General features: G+C 74.2%; 16 protein-coding genes and 1 pseudogene. 8 read left to right on the forward strand and 9 right to left on the reverse strand.

All coding sequences use genetic code 11. The annotated features are described in order from the left end of the window. Positions 1–44: 44 nt before the first annotated feature. The gene (locus tag BLU95_RS36440) at positions 45–1,136 is read right to left on the reverse strand and encodes a hypothetical protein (RefSeq protein WP_159425150.1); all 1,092 of its coding nucleotides are present in this window, start codon (positions 1,134–1,136) and stop codon (positions 45–47) included. A 605-nt stretch (positions 1,137–1,741) separates the two neighbouring features. Here BLU95_RS36440 and BLU95_RS45685 point away from each other — a divergent pair. From BLU95_RS45685 to BLU95_RS36450, 3 genes are all read left to right on the forward strand, one after another. Then, positions 1,742–1,819: a tryptorubin family RiPP precursor gene (locus BLU95_RS45685; RefSeq protein ID WP_350540985.1), complete on the forward strand. Its 78-nt coding sequence runs from the start codon at positions 1,742–1,744 to the stop codon at positions 1,817–1,819. Between the two features lie 135 nt (positions 1,820–1,954). Then, a complete protein-coding gene (locus BLU95_RS36445; RefSeq protein WP_093863756.1) occupies positions 1,955–3,001 on the forward strand; it encodes a cytochrome P450 in 1,047 nt (348 codons plus the stop codon). A gap of 240 nt (positions 3,002–3,241) precedes the next feature. Further along, the gene (locus tag BLU95_RS36450) at positions 3,242–3,820 is read left to right on the forward strand and encodes a hypothetical protein (protein WP_159425151.1); all 579 of its coding nucleotides are present in this window, start codon (positions 3,242–3,244) and stop codon (positions 3,818–3,820) included. 25 nt (positions 3,821–3,845) lie between these two features. Here BLU95_RS36450 and BLU95_RS36455 read toward each other — a convergent pair whose 3' ends face one another. Next, positions 3,846–4,514, reverse strand: coding sequence for a hypothetical protein (locus BLU95_RS36455; RefSeq protein WP_093863758.1), 669 nt, complete (start codon positions 4,512–4,514; stop codon positions 3,846–3,848). A 223-nt stretch (positions 4,515–4,737) separates the two neighbouring features. Between BLU95_RS36455 and BLU95_RS36460 the strand changes: the two genes are divergently transcribed. After that, the gene (locus BLU95_RS36460) at positions 4,738–5,649 is read left to right on the forward strand and encodes a glutaminase (protein ID WP_107452699.1); all 912 of its coding nucleotides are present in this window, start codon (positions 4,738–4,740) and stop codon (positions 5,647–5,649) included. Positions 5,650–5,957: 308 nt separating this feature from the next. Continuing rightward, a complete protein-coding gene (locus BLU95_RS36465) occupies positions 5,958–7,025 on the forward strand; it encodes a phosphatidylinositol-specific phospholipase C domain-containing protein (protein ID WP_231978066.1) in 1,068 nt (355 codons plus the stop codon). Between the two features lie 91 nt (positions 7,026–7,116). On the opposite strand, the gene BLU95_RS36470 is transcribed toward BLU95_RS36465, so the two are convergent. Next, positions 7,117–7,653, reverse strand: coding sequence for a GNAT family N-acetyltransferase (locus BLU95_RS36470; protein ID WP_093863760.1), 537 nt, complete (start codon positions 7,651–7,653; stop codon positions 7,117–7,119). Positions 7,654–7,776: 123 nt separating this feature from the next. Here BLU95_RS36470 and BLU95_RS36475 point away from each other — a divergent pair, with 123 nt between their 5' ends. Further along, a complete protein-coding gene (locus tag BLU95_RS36475; RefSeq protein WP_231978067.1) occupies positions 7,777–8,847 on the forward strand; it encodes an LLM class flavin-dependent oxidoreductase in 1,071 nt (356 codons plus the stop codon). A 65-nt stretch (positions 8,848–8,912) separates the two neighbouring features. On the opposite strand, the pseudogene BLU95_RS36480 reads toward BLU95_RS36475, so the two are convergent. The 3 genes and pseudogenes from BLU95_RS36480 to BLU95_RS36490 form a co-directional block, all read right to left on the reverse strand. Next, positions 8,913–9,782 (reverse strand): annotated as a pseudogene (locus tag BLU95_RS36480) (aldo/keto reductase); the annotation flags it as partial. 2 nt (positions 9,783–9,784) lie between these two features. After that, on the reverse strand, positions 9,785–10,921 hold the full coding sequence (locus BLU95_RS36485; RefSeq protein WP_093863762.1) for an NAD-dependent epimerase/dehydratase family protein: 1,137 nt from the start codon (positions 10,919–10,921) through the stop codon (positions 9,785–9,787). 104 nt (positions 10,922–11,025) lie between these two features. Beyond that, positions 11,026–11,994: a helix-turn-helix transcriptional regulator gene (locus BLU95_RS36490; protein WP_093863763.1), complete on the reverse strand. Its 969-nt coding sequence runs from the start codon at positions 11,992–11,994 to the stop codon at positions 11,026–11,028. Positions 11,995–12,211: 217 nt separating this feature from the next. On the opposite strand from BLU95_RS36490, the gene BLU95_RS36495 reads away from it, so the two are divergent. Continuing rightward, entirely contained in the window at positions 12,212–13,336 is a 1,125-nt protein-coding gene (locus tag BLU95_RS36495; RefSeq protein ID WP_197698661.1) for an alpha/beta hydrolase, read from the forward strand. Positions 13,337–13,436: 100 nt separating this feature from the next. Further along, the gene (locus tag BLU95_RS36500; RefSeq protein ID WP_159425152.1) at positions 13,437–14,558 is read left to right on the forward strand and encodes an RICIN domain-containing protein; all 1,122 of its coding nucleotides are present in this window, start codon (positions 13,437–13,439) and stop codon (positions 14,556–14,558) included. Between the two features lie 124 nt (positions 14,559–14,682). On the opposite strand, the gene BLU95_RS42695 is transcribed toward BLU95_RS36500, so the two are convergent. The 3 genes from BLU95_RS42695 to BLU95_RS36515 are packed head-to-tail and all read right to left on the reverse strand — an operon-like array spanning position 14,683 to position 17,362. Beyond that, positions 14,683–15,693: a hypothetical protein gene (locus BLU95_RS42695; RefSeq protein ID WP_093863765.1), complete on the reverse strand. Its 1,011-nt coding sequence runs from the start codon at positions 15,691–15,693 to the stop codon at positions 14,683–14,685. Next, entirely contained in the window at positions 15,690–16,550 is an 861-nt protein-coding gene (locus BLU95_RS36510; protein WP_093863766.1) for a hypothetical protein, read from the reverse strand. Before BLU95_RS36510 ends, BLU95_RS42695 begins: the two co-directional genes overlap by 4 nt. Beyond that, a complete protein-coding gene (locus tag BLU95_RS36515; protein WP_093863767.1) occupies positions 16,547–17,362 on the reverse strand; it encodes a hypothetical protein in 816 nt (271 codons plus the stop codon). Before BLU95_RS36515 ends, BLU95_RS36510 begins: the two co-directional genes overlap by 4 nt. Between the last annotated feature and the right edge of the window lie 36 nt (positions 17,363–17,398).

Consider the following 17,398-nt stretch of genomic DNA (forward strand, 5'->3'; position numbering starts at 1 on the left):
GCGGTAACGATCGGTCGAAGAGCGACGCGCGGTGGGCGGGACGGTCAGCGGTCCTGCGGGCCGGAGGTGCGTCGACGGATCTCCAGGCGCCAGGGGTCGGACGGTTTGCTGGTCTGCAACTGGAGCACTCCGGGCCTCGGCAACTGCAGGGTGCGCAGTGCCTCGCCGTTCGAGAAGGCGCCCAGCGTCGGGTTCCGCGGCACACCGGGAGGCACCGGGCACCCGCACTTCTTGAAGGCGTCGGAGGTCCGCCCGCAGGCGCAGAGGAACACGGCGGACCAGGAGGAGGACTTGACGTGGGCGACGCAGTCCACCGGTGTGTCCGGGCCGACGGCCAGGACGGTGGAGCCGTAGCCCTCCATGACGCCGGCCAGCTCGTCGATCTCGTCGGGGCTGTACAGCCGGACGGACCACTCGCCGGGGCCGTTGGAGTCCACGAGGAGGTGGGTGAAGTCGCGGGTCAGGAGAGTGCGCACGCCCGTCCGCTTGCCGGAGGAGCTCAGGAAGACGAGGGACGAGTGCGTTTCGATGCGGTCGCGCGTCCTGGTCACGGGTTTGATGCTGAGGTAGCCGGCGGTCGCGACCTCGATCTGGGCCACGGCGGCGGCGTCCTCCGGCCACTCGATGGGGAACTCGTACTCGCTGTCCTCGCCCTCGCAGCGTCCGGAGAAGTGGAACCGCTCGCCCTCCTGCCGGTGGGGTACCGGTCCCCGGTCGTCGCTCGGCCCGGTGGCGGGGCGCAGTCGGGGGAGGTCTGCCTCGGCGGTCGTCGGCGTACGTGGGTGCACGGGCTTGGACTTGGGCTTGGGTTTCGGCTTGGGCTTCGGCGTCGCTCCGGCGGTCGCGGCGGCTTTCGTCGGGGCGGTCTTCGTCGGGGCGGGCCTCGTCGGGGTGGTCTTCACCGGACCGGGCCTCGCCGGACCGGGCTTCGTCGGGGCGGCTTCCGTCGAGGCGGTCTTCGCGACGGACGGCGCGACGGACGGCGCGGCGGAGGCCGGGGCGTCGGCGTGGTCGCCCGTGCCGGCGGCGGCCATGAGGGCGGTGACGCTGCGGGCGGCGGCCTCGGCCCTGGCCGCCGAACGGGCGGCCCGCCGGGCGGCCAGCAAGGTCGAACGCCAGAGGGACGCGGACGTCACCAGGCAGCCCAACGCGAAAAGTAGTCCCACAGCCACAGCCGTCGCCCCCTGGCTCCGCAGTCCCGCCCCGCGACCGAGAGTACGCGTGCGGGCGCGCCCCAACCATGGTCCGGGCAAGGGGAATCGGGCCGGGCGGCGCGTCGACGTCCGGTGCCGGCCGTCACGGCCCGGTGCTGGCCGTCCCGGCCCGGTGCCCGCCGTGCCGGGCAGGTGCAAGCCGGCCGGCCCGTGCCGTCGCCCGGGTGCCACGACCGGGCAGCCGCGATGCCCCATGAGGCAGACCGAACGTTCCGTTGGGGCGCCCCGGCCTCCGGTCGACCCTTGTCGGGAATGCCCCGTTCACCCGGTGGCCACCGGCCGGACGTGGCGCTGACCAGCACTGTCGCGCTCGCGTCAACGCCGGCGGGGGCCGCCGCCGGGGCGTCAAACCGCCCACCCGGGCGTTCGGTCGAGTGATCCGCGTCACACTTGACCGTGAATTGCGGGCTGGGATTCACTCGTTTCGGCGGGGGGCAAACGGAACAAGAAATTCCTGGTAGTTCGCTCCGGGAGCCGTCCGCCGGAATGTTGTCCGTCATCGTTTTCTGAGACATGGAGGTGCTGTCATGAAGCTCGTTCACTTCGTGAAGAAGGTCATGCCGGAGAAGAGCCTGAAGGCCTACGCCTGGTACGGCTGGATCTGATTCCGGCGGTCCGATGCCGGACGCGTGCCCGGCGGGTCCCGAGCGGACCCGCCGGGCACGGCCCGCCCACCGCGGGCGGGCGGTTCGCCGGGGGCGGGCCCCTGTCACCACAGCCGTTCACCCTTGGAGTCACGGATGGCCATGTCCAGCACCGGGCGGAGTGCCCGCGTCACCGTCTTCGCGCCGCGGATCGACGAACTCCTCAGCAAATACCGAGGTCAGGACCTCTTCCGTCTGGAGGCGGACACCGTCGGTGTGTCCGGTGCCGATCTCATGGACGGACTGCTGAGCAGCAGGCCGGCCAACGCGGAGGAGCGGCCGACCTTCAAGCCCGTGCGCGGGCGGCCGGTCACCAAGCCCGACGCGGCGGCGCTCATGCAGGCCGTGTCGGCCGACGTCCGGGCGGCGCTGAAGAAGCCGCTGGGCGACCGGACCGATCTCGCCGGGAAATGGCCGCACACGCCGCACAACTATCTGCGCGACCTGGTTTTCGGGGAGGAGAGCTTCCGCTTCCGGATCCTGGTCGACCGTCGTCTGGAACTCACCCCGAAATTGACCTGGATGGCCGTCACGGCCGGTACCGCGATGCTCGGGAAACCGGGCACCGAAATTCCGTTGTCGAATCTGGCGGCCCGGGTGCTGGACGCCGAGACGTACGACGACCGCCGCTACGCGATGTACCTCTACCGGCGGGTGGCCGGGCCGATCTGCTTCACCGTGGCCGCGCTCGTGACCAACGCGGTCTGGCTCGGCGCGCCGTTCGACGACGAGGTGCCGAACCGCGACATCCTGCTGGAGGCGCTGCGGCTGCTGCCGCCCTCCTGGAACATCCTGCGGGTCGCCTCCCCGGAGTTCGGTGCCGTGGACGGGCGGATCGGGCCGAAGGACGACCTGCTGCTGCTCCCGCTGCTGAGCCACCGCGACCCCCGCTTGTGGGACGCCCCGGAGGAGTTCCGCCCGGAGCGCTGGAAGCACCTCGACCCCGACAACCAGCCCGGCTACCTGCCGTTCGGGCACGCGAGCGAACGCTGCTGGGGGCGCCACATGGTGCTGCCACTGGCCGAGCGGATCCTCGACATCGTCCGCCGGGACGGACTGGTGGTCAGCCCGGACCAGCAGGTCGGCAAGGTCGAGCTGGACGGTCTGCTGGAGGTCGCGGGCGTCCGCATGGTCCGCCGCTGACCCGACCGCCGGCGGGTCGGCGGCACCAGCGGGCGTCGCCGGGGGAGCCGGCCGGTCGGGAGCCGGCCGGGCGCCGGAAGGCCGGGTGACGGGGGCACCGCAGCGTACGCCCGCCGCCCGCCCGTCGGCGGTCGAACACGAGTGCGGCGGGCCGGTCCGTCCGTCCATCGCTCGTCCATCGGTACGGTCCCGCCCCGAGGGCGGCCGCGTCCGTGGCCCCGGCCTCTACGCTGCATCGTCATGCGCCTGACATCACGGAAGCGCGCCGTGCGCGCGATGCTGCCCCTTCTCCTCGCCGGTCCGCTGCTCGCGGCCGTGCCCGCCCAGGCCGCGTCGGCCCGGACCGGTCCGGCCCACCGCGCCGCCGCCCGGTCGGCCGTCCTGCCGATCCCGATAGCGCCGGTGAGCGACCGGGCCACGACGCCGCCCGGCGGCTCGTTCACCCTGACGGTGACCCTCACCAACCCCTACGACACCCCGATCAGCTTCGTCTACCAGACCATCCAGCAGAACTACGACACCTCCCTGGACGTCGCGTACTCGGGGCTGAAGTACGCGGAGACCGGGTGCAACGGGGTGCCGACCACGACGTACTGCGGCAACTCGCAGGCCGGTGCCAGCGGTGCCATGTTCGCGCTGCCCCTCGCCCCGGGGGCCAGTACGAGCTACAGCATCACCTACACCATCGCCCCCGACTCGACCTGCGGCAGCGGGCTGAACGTCGACTTCTACTCGTACGTGTACTACGAGTACCAGGGCGGCGCCGCGGTCAACGACGACGTCATCGGCTTCAAGGGCACCGACGTGCTCTGCGCCTGATCCCGCTCACCCGCCCGGCCGGACGTCAGTGGGGCACCGGTGCGTGCCGGGTGAGTCCGGCCCGGACGGCGACGTCGAGCGCCGGTTCGAAGCGCAGCGCCTCGCGGTCGTCGTCCCCGACCCCGGCGGCCGCGAGCAGTTCCGCCACCGCTGACGCGTCGACGGTGCGCTCCTCGGCGCGGCGCAGGAACCGCGTCACGGCGGCGGCGAAGGCGGGTGCGTCCGCGCGCAGCACCCACGCCAGCTCCGCCGCCTCGGTGAGGAACAGCTGTTCCGAGCCGAGCCACGGCGCGGCGGCGGCGAGACCGTCCTCGATCAGGGCGTCCGGGTAGGGGATCCGGTGCCAGGAGCCGTCCTGCCACCAGTACAGGAAGCCGAACAGGTTCCCCTGGGCGTCCTCGCGCAGCTGCTCCCAGGGCAGCCAGTCCGGGCCGCCGGCCAGGAAGTCGATCTGCCGGCCGTCGACGTGGGTGTGACTGCCGTCGGAGTCCTGGCCGCAGAACACCGCCCGGTCGTCGTCGACCAGGGTGAGGCGCCACCAGAAGGAGCCACCGCCGTTCTCGCTCCACACGCCCTGCTCGTCCAGCCAGTGCTCGCGGTTGCCCTGGGCGGCGTCCAGCAGGGCGAGCAGCACGGCGCGCGCCCACACCTGCCCAGCGTCGTCGAGGTCCTCGGGCCGGCTCGGCCTGTGCATGATCGTCGTCCCCTCCGTCGGATGGCGGACAGCCTGCCACAGACCTGCGACACCCCGGGCGAATCCCCCTGAACACCCCGGCCGCAGCCCCGCGGGCCCCGGGCGACACCCCGGTGGGACCCCCGCCCGCAGCGCGCCGACCCCCGACGAGGACAATGGCGCGGTGAACGACACGATCGACCCGCCCCGCGCGCACGGCCCGCAGCAGCCGTCGGACCCGGGCGTGGACTACCAGGAGCTGGTCCGGGACGCCATGGCGGCGGCCGTGCGCTCGCCGCTGCGCGGCCGGGTGGCCGACTACATCCCGGCCCTGGCCGAGGCCGACCCGACGGCGTTCGGGATGGCGATCGCGACCGTGGACGGCCGGGTGTTCGGTGCGGGGGACTGGCAGCAGCCGTTCTCCGTCCAGTCGGTGTCCAAGCTGTTCACCCTCGCGCTCGCGCTGGCCGAGGGAGGCGATGGCCTGTGGGCGGGCGTCGGCCGCGAACCCTCCGGCAACCCGTTCAACTCGCTGGTCCAGCTGGAGACCGAGCACGGCATCCCCCGCAACCCCTTCATCAACGCGGGCGCCCTCGTGGTCACCGACCGGCTGCTGGAGCTCACCGGTGACGCGGTCGGCACCGTCCTGGACTTCCTGCGCGCGGAGTCCGGCGACCCGGCCGTCGCGGTGGACCGCGCGGTCGCCGCCTCCGAGGCCGAGCACGGCCACCGCAACGCCGCGATGGCGCACTTCATGGCCGGCTACGGCAATCTCCGCAATCCGGTCGAGGACGTGCTCGCGCACTACTACGCGCACTGCGCGATCGCGACGAACTGCCGTGACCTGGCCCTGGCCGGTCTCTTCCTCGCCCGCCACGGCGTGCGCGCCGACGGGTCGCGGCTGCTGTCGCGCAGCGAGGCCAAGCGGATCAACGCCGTGCTGCTCACCTGCGGCACCTACGACGCGGCCGGCGAGTTCGCCTACCGGGTCGGCCTGCCGGGCAAGAGCGGGGTCGGTGGCGGCGTCCTCGCGGTGCTGCCCGGCCGGGGCACGGTCTGCACCTGGAGCCCCGGTCTGGACGCGGCTGGGAACTCGGTGCTGGGCGTGGCCGCCCTGGACGCGCTGACGACGGCGACCGGCTGGTCGATCTTCTGATGACCGTACTGCCGGGACCGTCCGCGCTGCCCGTTTCGCCCCAACTGCCCGTTTTACTCCCACTGGCCGCACCTTCCCCGCCACGCGCCCTGGTCGCGCCGGTATCCGTCCCCGCGCCCAGGGGCCCGGGCGGGACGCCCGGCCGACCCGCCGCCGCAGCACGCGGTGACGTACCGGCAGCTGACGGTCACACACTTGTTATGTCCCCTTCATCGGTCCGACGACCGACCCCGTCATGCTCTGCAACGGCGGAAGCCACCGCCGAAGGCGCGCCGGCCCTCAGGCGCACTGACAAGGGGACCCCCATCGTGACCGTCCGCCGCTCCCTCATCGGCACCCTCGCCGTCGGTCTGCTCGCCGCGGCCGCCGCGCTCGTGCCGATCGGTTCCGCCGCCGAGGCCGCCGAGCGCACCCCCGGCGAGCTCCCGTTCGGTTCCGCCACCACCGTCGGCCTGCACAACACCTACGACCCGGCCGCCTTCCGCTACCTCGCCCAGGGCCTCGACACCGGCACCGGCATGATCGAGCTGGACGCCTGGCCGAACGCCATCACCAAGGAGTGGAAGGTCAGTCACTCCAACCCGCTCGGCAACACCAACAACTGCGTCAGCGCCACCGCGGCCTCCCAGCTCTACACCGGCAGCGGCAACAAGAACCTGGACACCTGCCTCGACGACGTCCGGGTGTGGCTCGCCGCCCACCCCGCCGCGGGACCGCTGGTGATCAAGCTGGAGCTCAAGCCCGGCTTCTCCGGGAACCTCGGCATGGGCCCGGCCCAGCTGGACGCGCTGATCGCCGCCCACCTCGGCTCCGCCGCGCTGCGCCCGGCCGACCTGCTCGCCAGGCCCGGCGGCGGCAGCTACGCGACTCTCGACGAAGCGGCCCGCGCCGGCAACTGGCCGACCCGGGCGGCGCTCGCGGGCCGGGCGCTGGTGTACGTGATCCCCGGTACGGTCGAGCTGGACAACCCCTTCGACACCCTGCACACCGACGTCGAGTACGGCCGGTACCTGCGCGACCTGGCGGCAGCGAACCGGATCGGCGAGGCCCGGATGTTCCCGACCGCGCTCGGCGCCGCGGCCGGCGACCCGCGCACCCGGTACAGCGAGACCTCGATCCGGCCGTGGTTCGTGGTCTTCGACGGTGACGCCGCCGCCTATGCGAACGGCATCGACACCTCCTGGTACGACACCAACCACTACCTGCTGACGATGACCGACGCCCACAACGTCGCCCCGGCGATCAGCGGCACCGACCCCACCGCGGACCAGGCCCGCACCCGTACCGAACTGCTCGCCCGCGCCCACGCGAGCATCGTCTCGAGCGACTGGCGCAAGCTCCCCGCCGTGCAGTCGCTGGTCCTGCCGCGCGGCTGATCCGGGGGCGGCCCCTGCTGAGAAGCGTCGTGGATCCGGGCCGCCGGTCGTCCGGGGCGTGGACGGCCGGCGGTGCCGCGTTCCGGCCCGGCTACGGTTTCCCGGTCCAGTCCTCGGCGAGCAGGCCGAGCACGACCTCGTCGAGGAACTCGCCGTACACCCAGGCGGACCGGCGCAGCCGGCCCTCGAGCACGAAGCCGGCGGCCTCGGCGGCGCGGACCATCGGGAGGTTGTCGGCCAGTGTCTCCACCTGGAGCCGGTGCAGGCCGCGCACCGTGAACCCGTAGTGGCACAGCAGCCGGACCGCCTCGCCCGCCAGTCCGCGCCCCCGGAAGGCGGGCCGCAGGGCGAGGCCGAGGTGGGCGAGGCGGTTGTGGGTGTCGATGCCCCAGAGCAGGGCCTCGCCGGCCAGTTCGCCGGAGGCGAGGTCCACCACGGAGAAGAGCGCCGCGTCGTCCGAGGGGGGCGTCACGGTGTACGGGGACTCGGCCGCGCCGGGGGAGATCGGCCGCCAGGGCCGGGAGTCGGCCCGGGAGCGGGTGGGGACGTCGTCGTACAGCTCGCTCTGGAGCACCGCGACATCGCTGTCGTGGCGGGCGCGGAGGGCGATGCGAGAGTTCTGTAGCATGTCACATTGCTATCGGTTGTGGACTCTCCCGGCAATCGGTTTCGGCGCGGCGGCGGCCCGGACCCTGCCCGGCGGCGGCCCGGTCGGGGAATGTCTCCGCCGCGGACGGCTGTTGCCACGGACGTGACCGCCTCGCCCGCCCTTCGCCTCTCCGTGCTCGACCGTTCCCGGACCCGCCGGGGGGAGGAGCCCGCGCAGGCGCTGCGCGACACCGTGGCCTTCGCGGTGGAGGCCGAGCGGCTCGGCTACCACCGGTTCTGGGTCTCGGAGCACCACGGCGTGCCGGGTGTGGCCGGTTCGGCGCCGACGGTGCTGGCGGCGGCGGTGGCCGCGGCGACCTCACGGATCCGGGTCGGCACCGGCGGGGTGATGCTCCCCAACCATCAGCCCCTGGTCGTGGCCGAGCAGTTCGGGGTGCTCGCGGCGCTCTTCCCGGGCCGGATCGACATGGGCCTCGGCCGGTCGGTGGGTTTCACCGACGGCGTCCGCCGCGCGCTGGGCCGGGAGAAGGACGCCGCCGACCGCTTCCCCGAGCAACTCGCCGAACTCCTCTCCTGGTTCGACCCCGACGCGCGCGGACCCGGCGGCGTGCACGCCCGTCCCGCGGAGGGCCTGGAGGTTCCCGCGTACGTACTGGCCACCGGCGCGGGCGCGGAGGTCGCGGCCGACGCCGGGCTGCCGCTGGTGATCGCGGCCGTGCGGGGCGAGGAGGCGATGGTGGCCGCGATCGACCGCTACCGGCAGCGCTTCCGGCCCTCCGTCCGCGCCCAACGGCCGTACGTGGTGGTGTCCGGGACGGTCGCGGTGGCCGCGAGCGAGGAGCGGGCCCGGGCGCTGCTCGTCCCGGAGGCCTGGTCGAGCGCCCACAGCCGCACCCACGGCGAGTTCTCGCCGCTCGAACCCGCCGAGGAGATCCTGGCCAGGCCGATGGCCCCGCGTGAGCGCGCCGCCTTCGAACAGGCCCTCACCGGCCACATCGCGGGCACCCCCGACCAGGCCCTCGACGCGCTGACGGGCCTGCTGGAGCGCACCGGCGCGGACGAGTTCCTGGTCACCACCAGCACCTACGACCGGGCCGAACTGCTCACCTCCTACCGGCTGCTCGCCGAGGCGGCCGGGCCGGCGGGGGCGGCGGGGGCGGTCGGGCCGGCGGGGGCGGCGGGGGCGGTCGGGCCGGCGGGGGCGGTCGGGTAGGCGGGAGGCTCGGGATCGGCCCGATCGGTCGGTTCGGGCCGCTCGGTGAGGCCGGTGAACGGGCCGTTCAGGGCGGCGAGTTCGTCCGCGGCGAGGACGAGTCCGGCCGCTGCCGCGCTGTCGCGGATGCTGGCGGGGCGGCGGGCGCCGGGGATCGGGACGACGGCGGGGGAGAGGGCCAGCAGCCAGGCCAGGCCGATCTGTTGCGGCGAGACCCCGCGTGCCTCGGCGACGCGGTGGAAGGCGGTGCGTGCCGGTACGCCGTCCGCCGGGCCGTCCAGCACGCTCCGGGCGAGGCCGCCCAGCGGGCTCCACGGCAGGAACGCCAGGCCCAGCCGTTCGGCAAGCCGCAGCTGCGGCAGGGCGCCGCGGTCGGCCGGGGAGAACCGGTTCTGCACCGAGACCAGCCCCGGCCCGAGGATCTCCCGTGCCGCCAGGATCTGCCCCTCGTCGACGTTGGAGATGCCCGCCGCGCGGATCTTCCCCGCGTCCAGGAGTTCGCGCAGGGCTCCCACCGACTCGGCCCAGGGCACCCGGGGATCGGGCTTGTGCAGTTGGTAGAGGTCGATCGCCGCCACGCCGAGCCGGCGCAGCGAGTCCTCGCAGGCCTGCCGGAGGTGCTGGGGCCGTCCGTCGACCGTCCACGAGCCGTCCCCCGGGCGGCCGCGCCCGCCCTTGGTGGCGACCAGCACGCCGGCGCGGTCGGCGGGGGAGCGGGCGGCCAGCGCGCGGGCGATCAGACGCTCGTTGTGGCCGGTCTCGCCGGAGTGCCAGTGGTAGGAGTCCGCGGTGTCGAGCAGGGTGACGCCCGCGTCGATCGCGGCGTGCAGGGTGGTGAGGGCGGCCCCGGGGCCGGGGCGCCCCTCCACCGAGAGCGGCATCGCGCCGAGCCCGATCGCGCCGACGCTCCGCTCGCCGAGGGTGCGCTGTCGCACGGTCACACGTCCTTTCCGGCAGTGGCTCCGGGGGTGGCGGCCGCTCCGGGGGTGGCAGCCGCTCCGAGGGTGGCGACGGCTCCGGGGGTGGCGACGGCTTCGGCCACGGCGGCCGGCAGCCAGGAGCCGAGCGGCGAGAAGGAGAGGCCGAGCGAGGCGGCCCGCCGGGTGTCCATCGGGTACCAGCGGTCGAAGGAGAACGGGGCGTGGTCCGCGCCCTCGGCCGGCCGGTAACGGACGGTCGTGCCCAGGTGCCCGGCGATCAGCTCGGACAGCCCGACCGCGTCGAGCGGTTCCGCCGAGGCGGCGTTGACCGCGCCGGCCGAGGACGAGGCGGCGACCGCGACCAGGGCGGCGGCGATCTCCTCGTGCCGGACGAACGAGGTCGGCTGCGGGCGCTCGTGCACCGCGACCGGCCGCCCCGCCGCGATCGCCCCGGTGAAGTGCGCGAGCCGACCGGTGAAGTCCAGCGCCCCGCCGCCGAGGACGTGGGCGCTGCGCACGCTCGCCCAGCCGAACGGGGGCCGCCCGGCGGCGAGTACGGCCTCCGCCTGGCGCTTGCCCTCGGCGTAGGCGGTGGCCTCGCCGAAATGCCGGGCGAGCGCCGCCGGGTCGTGCCAGGGCAGGCCGAGGTCCACCGGCCAGTGCTCCGGGTCGACGGCCTCCTCGGCGACCGGCAGCCCGGGCGCGGCGCGGAGCAGCGGCGAGGTCGCGGGGTCGTAGACCTCCATGGTCGAGGTCATCACGTACCGCGGGGTCCGGTCGGCGAAGACCCGGCGGGCCACCACCGCCTGGGCGGGCGTGTACAGCACCTGGTCGATCACCGCGTCGAAGGTGCGGTCGCCGAGGGCGGCGGTCAGCGCGTCCTCGTCGTCCCGGTCGGCCTGGACGTGGTCGACGCCGGGCGGGGGCGGGGCGGAGCCCCGGTTGATCAGGGTGACCTCGGTGCCGGCGTCGCGCAGCAGGGTGACCAGGTGGCGGCCGAAGTACCTGGTCCCGCCGATCACGGCGACCCGGCGCGGAGGGCGGTCCCGGCCGCCGGCGGTGGTGGTGCTCGCGGAGGCGGTCGTGCTCCCGGGAGCGGTGGTGGTCCCGGCGGCTTCCGGTGCTGCGGAGTGGGTCGTGGTCGCGTGGCTCATGGCCATCACTCTGCCGCCGTACGGCCATCAGCAGAACTGCCGATCTGCTGAACGCGTCATCAGTTGAACTGTTGACCGGGTCGGGTGGGCCCGCCTCGCGGAGGTCAGAGCCAGCCGCGCCGGGCCGCCTGCACCCCGGCCTGGAAGCGGGTGGTGGCGCCGAGTCTGGCCAGCAGGGTGGAGACGCGCCGCACGACGGTGCGCCGCCCCAGGCCCAGCCGCCGCGCGATCGCGTCGTCGGTGGCGCCGCTGGCCATCAGGACGAGGATGCGGTGGTCCCGGTCGTCGAGCTGGAGGCCGACGCCGGCGGTCGAGGCGGGGACGGCGAGTCGCCAGAGCGTCTCGAAGACCGCGGCCAGGGCGGTGAGCAGGCTGGACGGGCGGATCAGCAGCGAGACGACGCCCGCCCGGTCGTCGGCGGGCAGGGTGACGATGGCGAGGTCGTCGTCGCCGAGGGCGAGCTTGAGCGGCGGCTCGTCGAGCGTCCGGGCCTGTTCCCCGGCCTCGATCATCCGTGCCATGTTGGGGCCGGCCACGGGATCGTCGAAGGCGCACCCGCCGTAGATCGAGCGGTAGACGACGCCGGAGGCCATCCGTTGGCGTTGCAGCACCTCCTGGTCGAGGTAGTGCGCGGAGTCCCCGGAGTACGGCGGGACGTCGATGACCCGCACCTCGCGACGGGCGGCGAGCTGCAGCCGTCGTCCGGCCGCGAGGACCTCGGTGTGCTCCTCGACCACCTCGAGCGCGGCGTAGCCGCCGGCGCCGCGGCGGGCGAGTCGGTAGAGCCGGTCGAGTTCCGCCCCGGCCCTGCGTGCGTCGGCCCGCCGGACCGCGTCGCGCTGGAGCGCGGCCTCGACCACCTGACCCGGGGGCAGTGCCTCCCAGGTGAGCCGCCGGTGGTCGCAGGCCACCACGATGCCCTCGTCGGCGAGTCCGCCCAGCAGGGCGAGCAGGGCGTCCTCGTCGATCCCGGCCGCCGCCGCGAGGTCGGGGAGGCGCCCCTGCGGGCGCCCGATCAGCCAGTGGTAGACCCGGCCGCGCTCGGAGTCGGGATCGAGTACGTCGTGGAGCACGTGACCTCCAGGTTCGTCATGTTCATGGCGACATGACGGGTCGTCGAAGCCTACCCCTGCTGGTGGCGCACATGCGCCGGTGGCCCAAGCGGGCCGCCGGGCGCTCTGGCGCGCGGCGGGGTCGGATCGCGAGAGTTGCTCGGTGTCCGCACAGTTCACCGGGCGCCCCCTCCGGACGGCCGGTGCACGGCCGCGCCCTCACGCCCAAGGACGACCCATGACAGCTGCTCCGCCCACCGCCAGGCCCGCGCCCGCCAGGACGGCGGTCGCCCGGACGGCACCCGCCCGGACGGCGGTCGCCGCCCTGGTCGGCGCCCTCCTCCTGCTCCTCCTGCCCGGAGTGTCGTCCGCCCGGGCCGCGGCGCCCGCCCCGCCGCCGATGAACGACGGCTTCGGACTGACCCGGGTCGGCGCCGTCACCGGCAGCGCCACGAACTTCGTCCTCACCGTGACCACCCCGCAGGTCGCCGGCGAGCACACGATCCGGATCCTGCTGCCGGACGACTACGCGGACCGGCCCGACCGGCGGTACCCCGTCCTGTACTTCCTGCACGGCGCCTCGGACAACCCCGCCAACCCGGGCCTCGCCTACCCCGCCCTGACCGCGGCCAGGTCGATGATCACCGTCATCCCCGACGGCGGCCTGCGCGGCTGGTACACCGACTGGCAGGACAGCGGCACGGCGGCCGGCGCACAGAACTGGCAGACCTTCCACCTCGACCAGGTGGTGCCCTTCGTCGACGCCAACCTCCGTACCCTCACCGACCGGAAGCACCGCGCGGTCGGCGGACTCTCGATGGGCGGCTTCGGCGCGCTGCACTACGCGCAGGCCCGACCGGAACTCTTCGGCCAGGTCCTCACCATGTCCGGCGCCAACGACCTCTCGGCCGACGAGATGGTCATCCGCGGCGCCGTCGTCGGCACCCTGACCAACGCCGGAACCGTACTGTGCGCCCCGAGCGGCGGACAGCCCTGCGGCTTCGACTTCGGACCCACGGTGTCCAGCGACGCGATCTTCGGCACCCCCTACCCGGTCTTCAACGCGGACTGGCGCTGGAACGCCGCCGACCCGACCGCACACGCCGGACTGCTGGCCGGCACCGGCATCGCCGTCTACACCGGCAACGGCAACGGCAACCCCGCCGGCATGGAGTTCTGGGCCGAGGGCACCGCCAAGCGCTTCACCGACCGGCTGACCGCCCTCGGCATCCCGCACCGCTACGTCGACTACGGCAACGGCGCTGGCTGGGGCCCTGCCTGCGACGGCGGCCACAGCTACGGCTGCTGGGCCCAGGACCTCGTCGACTACGTGCCGCGCCTGGAAGCCGCTTTCGCCGCCTGACCCGGGCGCGCCCGACACGGTCGCCGCCGACGCGGTCGCCGTCCGTGCGCCGCCCGTCCGCACCCCACCACGGCTCCCCTCCCGACGAAAGGACCGACCCGTGCTGTCGACCTCCGCCCCGCCCGCGGCCCCCGGCCGCCGCTCCGCCCCCTGGCTGCGCCTGCTCGCGGCCGTCCTGGTGACCTGCTGCGCCGCGCTCGGTCTCACCGCCGCGCCGTTCACGGCGACCCGGGCCGACGCTGCCACCACCGGAGCCGCCGCGGCCTGTGCCACCCCGCAGCAGTGCCTGACCATCACCTCGCTGAGCAACGGCCGCCGGCTCGACGTCCAGAACGGCTCGACCGGCGACGGCGCGTACATCGTCACCAACTCGGCGCCGGGCTACCACCAGTCCTGGCGGCTGAACGTCGACGCCTCGGACTCCTCGTTCACGATCGTCAACAACACCACCGGCAAGTGCATCGACCTCGCGTGGTTCACCCCCGCCCTGCGCCAGCAGACCTGTGCCGGTCAGGCCAGCCAGAAGTGGTTCCTCCAGCCGGTCCCCGGCGCCGAGGACTCGTTCATGATCCGCCACCACGGCGACAACACCTGTCTCGACCTGCTGCTCGGCGGCAACTACGACGACGCCTGGACCGACCAGTACGCCTGCAACGGAACGGTGAACCAGCGCTGGTCCACCGGCTTCCCCGCGGCGGCCCGCAACCTCGCCGTCGACCACGCCGCCAAGCAGTGCCAGAAGGACATCTCGACCTGCTCCTGGGCGCTGAAGAGCGAGGCCCCGGCGGCCCCGCTGCCGAAGGTCTGCGTCTCCTCGGTCTGGTTCAACAACACCTCCGGCACCGTGCAGCAGGCCTTCTCGGTCACCAATATGAGCGGATGGTCCAACAGCATCGGCGGCGACATGGGCACCCAGATCTCCGGCGGCGTGCCCGGCGGGGCGCTCACCACCGTGGTCAGCACCGCGCTGCACTACAACAACGTCTGGCAGGGGTCGACGACCGTCAACAACAGCGTCGCGGTGTCCGTCCCGCCGCAGCAGTACGGCTGGGTGACGCTGGCCGAGCTGGCCCGCAAGGTGACCGGCACCTGGACCTTCGACGCCCGGGGCATCCCCTGGACGGCCGAGGACACCCTCACCGTGCCGCTCACCTACGACCCGCAGGCCGGCGCGACGCTCTACATCGCCAACACCAGCCCGACCTTCACCAACTGCGCCTGACCTCCCGGTCGCGGGGGTACGGGGGGCTACGGGGGCAGGGGGCACGGGGGAACGGGGAACGGGGGACGGACCGGGCGGAGCCACCGCCCGGTCCGTCCCCCGTTTGCAGTTCCGCAGTCCGTGCTCAGGCCAGCAGGTCGGACTGCAGCGTCACCACCTGCCGGAAGGCGGCGGTGGGCACGCCCTTGGGGTTGGTCATGGTGATCACACCCGTGACGTTCCCCGCCGAGAGGAAGGCGATCCGGGTGGCGGCCGGGGAGCCGGGCACCTCGCGAGCGGCGAGGTCGACGCCGAACACCGTGTCCCAGCCCTGGGTGTCACCGGTCGCCACGCCGCCCGAGGAGTCCTTGGGTTCGCCCGTCCTCCGCAGCTTGTCGAACAGCGGCCATGCCTCGGCCTGGGAGCCGAAGGACAGCAGCCGGATCTGCGTCCGGGTGCCGTCGGCGGCGGTCCACTCGCGGACAGCGGCATCGCGGCAGGCCTTCTGCAGCAGCAGGGCCCGCAGTGCGCCGGGGTCCTTCCAGTCGGCGGTGATCGCCTCGCAGGGGACCCGGGCGACCGGGGCCGCAGCGGACGGGGTGGCGCCGGACGGGGCGGCGGAGGACGCCGAGGGGGAGCCGGTCGGCGAGGCCGAGGCCGAGCCCGGAGCGGACGGGGACGCCGAGCTGCCGACGCCCGGGACCGCAGCCGGTACGAGTGAGCCGCCCGCCTCGGCAGGCACCGGCAGGAGCAGGGCGCGCAGGTCGGCCGTGTGGCGGCCCTTGTTCTCCTTCGGCGCCGGCTGACCGGAGGGCAGCTGCGGGAGCACCAGGGCCGGGAAGGTGTACCGGCCGTCCTTCGGGGTGGCCAGACCGGGCAGGTCGGTGCGCTCCTGGGCCGTCACGGCCAGCGCGGTCCCGGTACCGGCGAGGGCGCAGACCACGACGGCCGCACTCCACCGCACGGCCGCCCGGCGCCGCCGGGAGCGGCGGGCCGCCCGTTCGCCGTCCTCCGGCGCGGCGGCGGCCGTCTCCGCGACGACGGGTGTCTCCTCGACGACGGGTGTCTCCTCGACGGCGGGGGCGGAGGTCTCCTCGGGCAGGACGGGACCCTCCACCGGGACGGAGGCGTCCTGCTGCGTGGCGCTGTCGGTCATACGGACGCTCCCGGGACGGCGAGGCGGTCGAGCTGCTGGGCGAGGAGGGCGACGATCCGGTCCTTGGGCAGCGGGGCCACGCCCTCGACCGCCATGACGACCAGGAGGTCGCCCTGGGCGGCCGAGCACTCCAGCCGGTCGATCGGTGCGGACGGCGGCGCCGGCAGCAGGTAGCAGTGCGCCTCGGCATGGCCGGGCACGGTGGGTCCGGTGCGGAAGATGCCGGTCTCACCGGTGAAGATCGCCGTGTACTCGTTCAGCTTCTGCACCTCCTGCTGGTTGAACTGGCGCAGCTTCATGCTGATCGTCAGTTCGCCCGCCTGGGTCGTGTAGGTGCGCACTCCGGCGGCCTTCACATGCAGGTCGTTCCAGTACTTGCGGAGCTTGTCCTGCTGCTCCTTGGGCAGCGGCAGCACCTCCTGGTCCAGCTCGGCGGCGAGCATCTGCTCCCCCGTCAGCTCGACGTCGTTGCCGAAGCCGCTGTCGTCCGGGCCGAGCCCGAAGCCCGCCGGGACGGGCAGTAGCAGGTCGCGCAGCGAACCGAAGTGGTTGCCGTTGGACTTCGCGCCGAACGGGGTGGCGGTCGCGGTGGGAGTGGGTACGGTGGCCGGCGCCGGGGCGGCGGTCGCGGGCGCGGGGTCGTCGTAGCGGACCTCGATGATCCCGATGCCGATCACCACACCGACCAGGGCCGCAGCCACGGTCGCGCCTCCCGCCCGCAGCAGTCGGCGCGGGGGCCGGGGCGCGGGCGGTACGTCGGACGGGATGACGGCCGGGACCTCGGGGATGGCGGTGGCCGGAGCCCCGGGCGCCGGCACCGCGGGCGCGCCGGGGACGATGACGTCACTGTCGCTCATGCCAGCCGCTCCCACTGCCGCTTGGCGAGGTCCTTGACGACCTCGGGGGACACCGGTCGGGTGCCGAACACCTTGACCTCCATCACGACGGTGCCGCGCTGCGCGACGGCGTCGGCGCCGTAGTAGGGCTCCGTGGTCTCGGCCCAGTACGAGGCCCGGGAGTCCACCTGGTAGCCACCGTTGGCCTCGGGCGCGAAGGGTTCGAGGGACCGGCCCAGGGTACGGGCGCCGGCCTCGGCGGCCCGGTCGGCCGTGTACTGGATCAGCGAGATCCGGACCTTGAGATCGCCCTGCTTCCAGTCGATCTCCACGGCGCGCCGGAAGCCGTGGGTGTTCAGCTGCTTGAACACGGCGGCGGTCATGCCGTCGTGCTCGGCCAGCTCGCCCGCCGTGATCCAGCTCGGGGTGTCCGGGTAGTCGCCCCAGGCGGTGCTGCCGCTCGGCGCGGCGATCAGCAGCTTGCGCAGGTCGCCGTCGATGGCGAGCGGCGAGGGCGCGGCGGCGGCCGCCACGGCCGGGTCGAGCGCCCCGGCGGGGTAGGACGGCAGTGCGACCTGGATCGGCGGGAGCGGCGTGGGCGGCCGGTTCGCCTGGATCGCGTAGCCGGCGCCGCCGCCGGCCACGGTGCCGAGCACCAGCCCGGAGACCAGCAGCAGGACCGGGCGCGGTCGGCGCGGGGTGCGGGCGGGCGGTGCCTCGGAAGGCGCGGCCGGGGTGGCCTCCGGCGGGCCGGACGGCAGCTCCGGCGCCCCGGCGGGCGGAGTGGGCGGTGGCGCGTCGACGGGCGACGGCGCCACGGGGTCGGTGGTCATGCGAGTGCTCCAGTAAAGGGGGAAGGGGAGGGCCGG

The organism is Streptomyces sp. TLI_053 (assembly GCF_900105395.1).
Taxonomy (GTDB): domain Bacteria; phylum Actinomycetota; class Actinomycetes; order Streptomycetales; family Streptomycetaceae; genus Kitasatospora.

Coding starts and splice junctions, on each gene's coding strand:
- BLU95_RS45685 (WP_350540985.1), top strand. CDS start 1,742: ATGAAGCTCGTTCACTTCGTGAAGAAGGTCATGCCGGAGAAGAGCCTG.
- BLU95_RS36485 (WP_093863762.1), bottom strand. CDS start 10,921: ATGAGCCACGCGACCACGACCCACTCCGCAGCACCGGAAGCCGCCGGG.
- BLU95_RS36445 (WP_093863756.1), top strand. CDS start 1,955: ATGGCCATGTCCAGCACCGGGCGGAGTGCCCGCGTCACCGTCTTCGCG.
- BLU95_RS36470 (WP_093863760.1), bottom strand. CDS start 7,653: ATGCTACAGAACTCTCGCATCGCCCTCCGCGCCCGCCACGACAGCGAT.
- BLU95_RS42695 (WP_093863765.1), bottom strand. CDS start 15,693: ATGACCGACAGCGCCACGCAGCAGGACGCCTCCGTCCCGGTGGAGGGT.
- BLU95_RS36495 (WP_197698661.1), top strand. CDS start 12,212: ATGACAGCTGCTCCGCCCACCGCCAGGCCCGCGCCCGCCAGGACGGCG.
- BLU95_RS36455 (WP_093863758.1), bottom strand. CDS start 4,514: ATGCACAGGCCGAGCCGGCCCGAGGACCTCGACGACGCTGGGCAGGTG.
- BLU95_RS36515 (WP_093863767.1), bottom strand. CDS start 17,362: ATGACCACCGACCCCGTGGCGCCGTCGCCCGTCGACGCGCCACCGCCC.
- BLU95_RS36510 (WP_093863766.1), bottom strand. CDS start 16,550: ATGAGCGACAGTGACGTCATCGTCCCCGGCGCGCCCGCGGTGCCGGCG.
- BLU95_RS36450 (WP_159425151.1), top strand. CDS start 3,242: ATGCGCCTGACATCACGGAAGCGCGCCGTGCGCGCGATGCTGCCCCTT.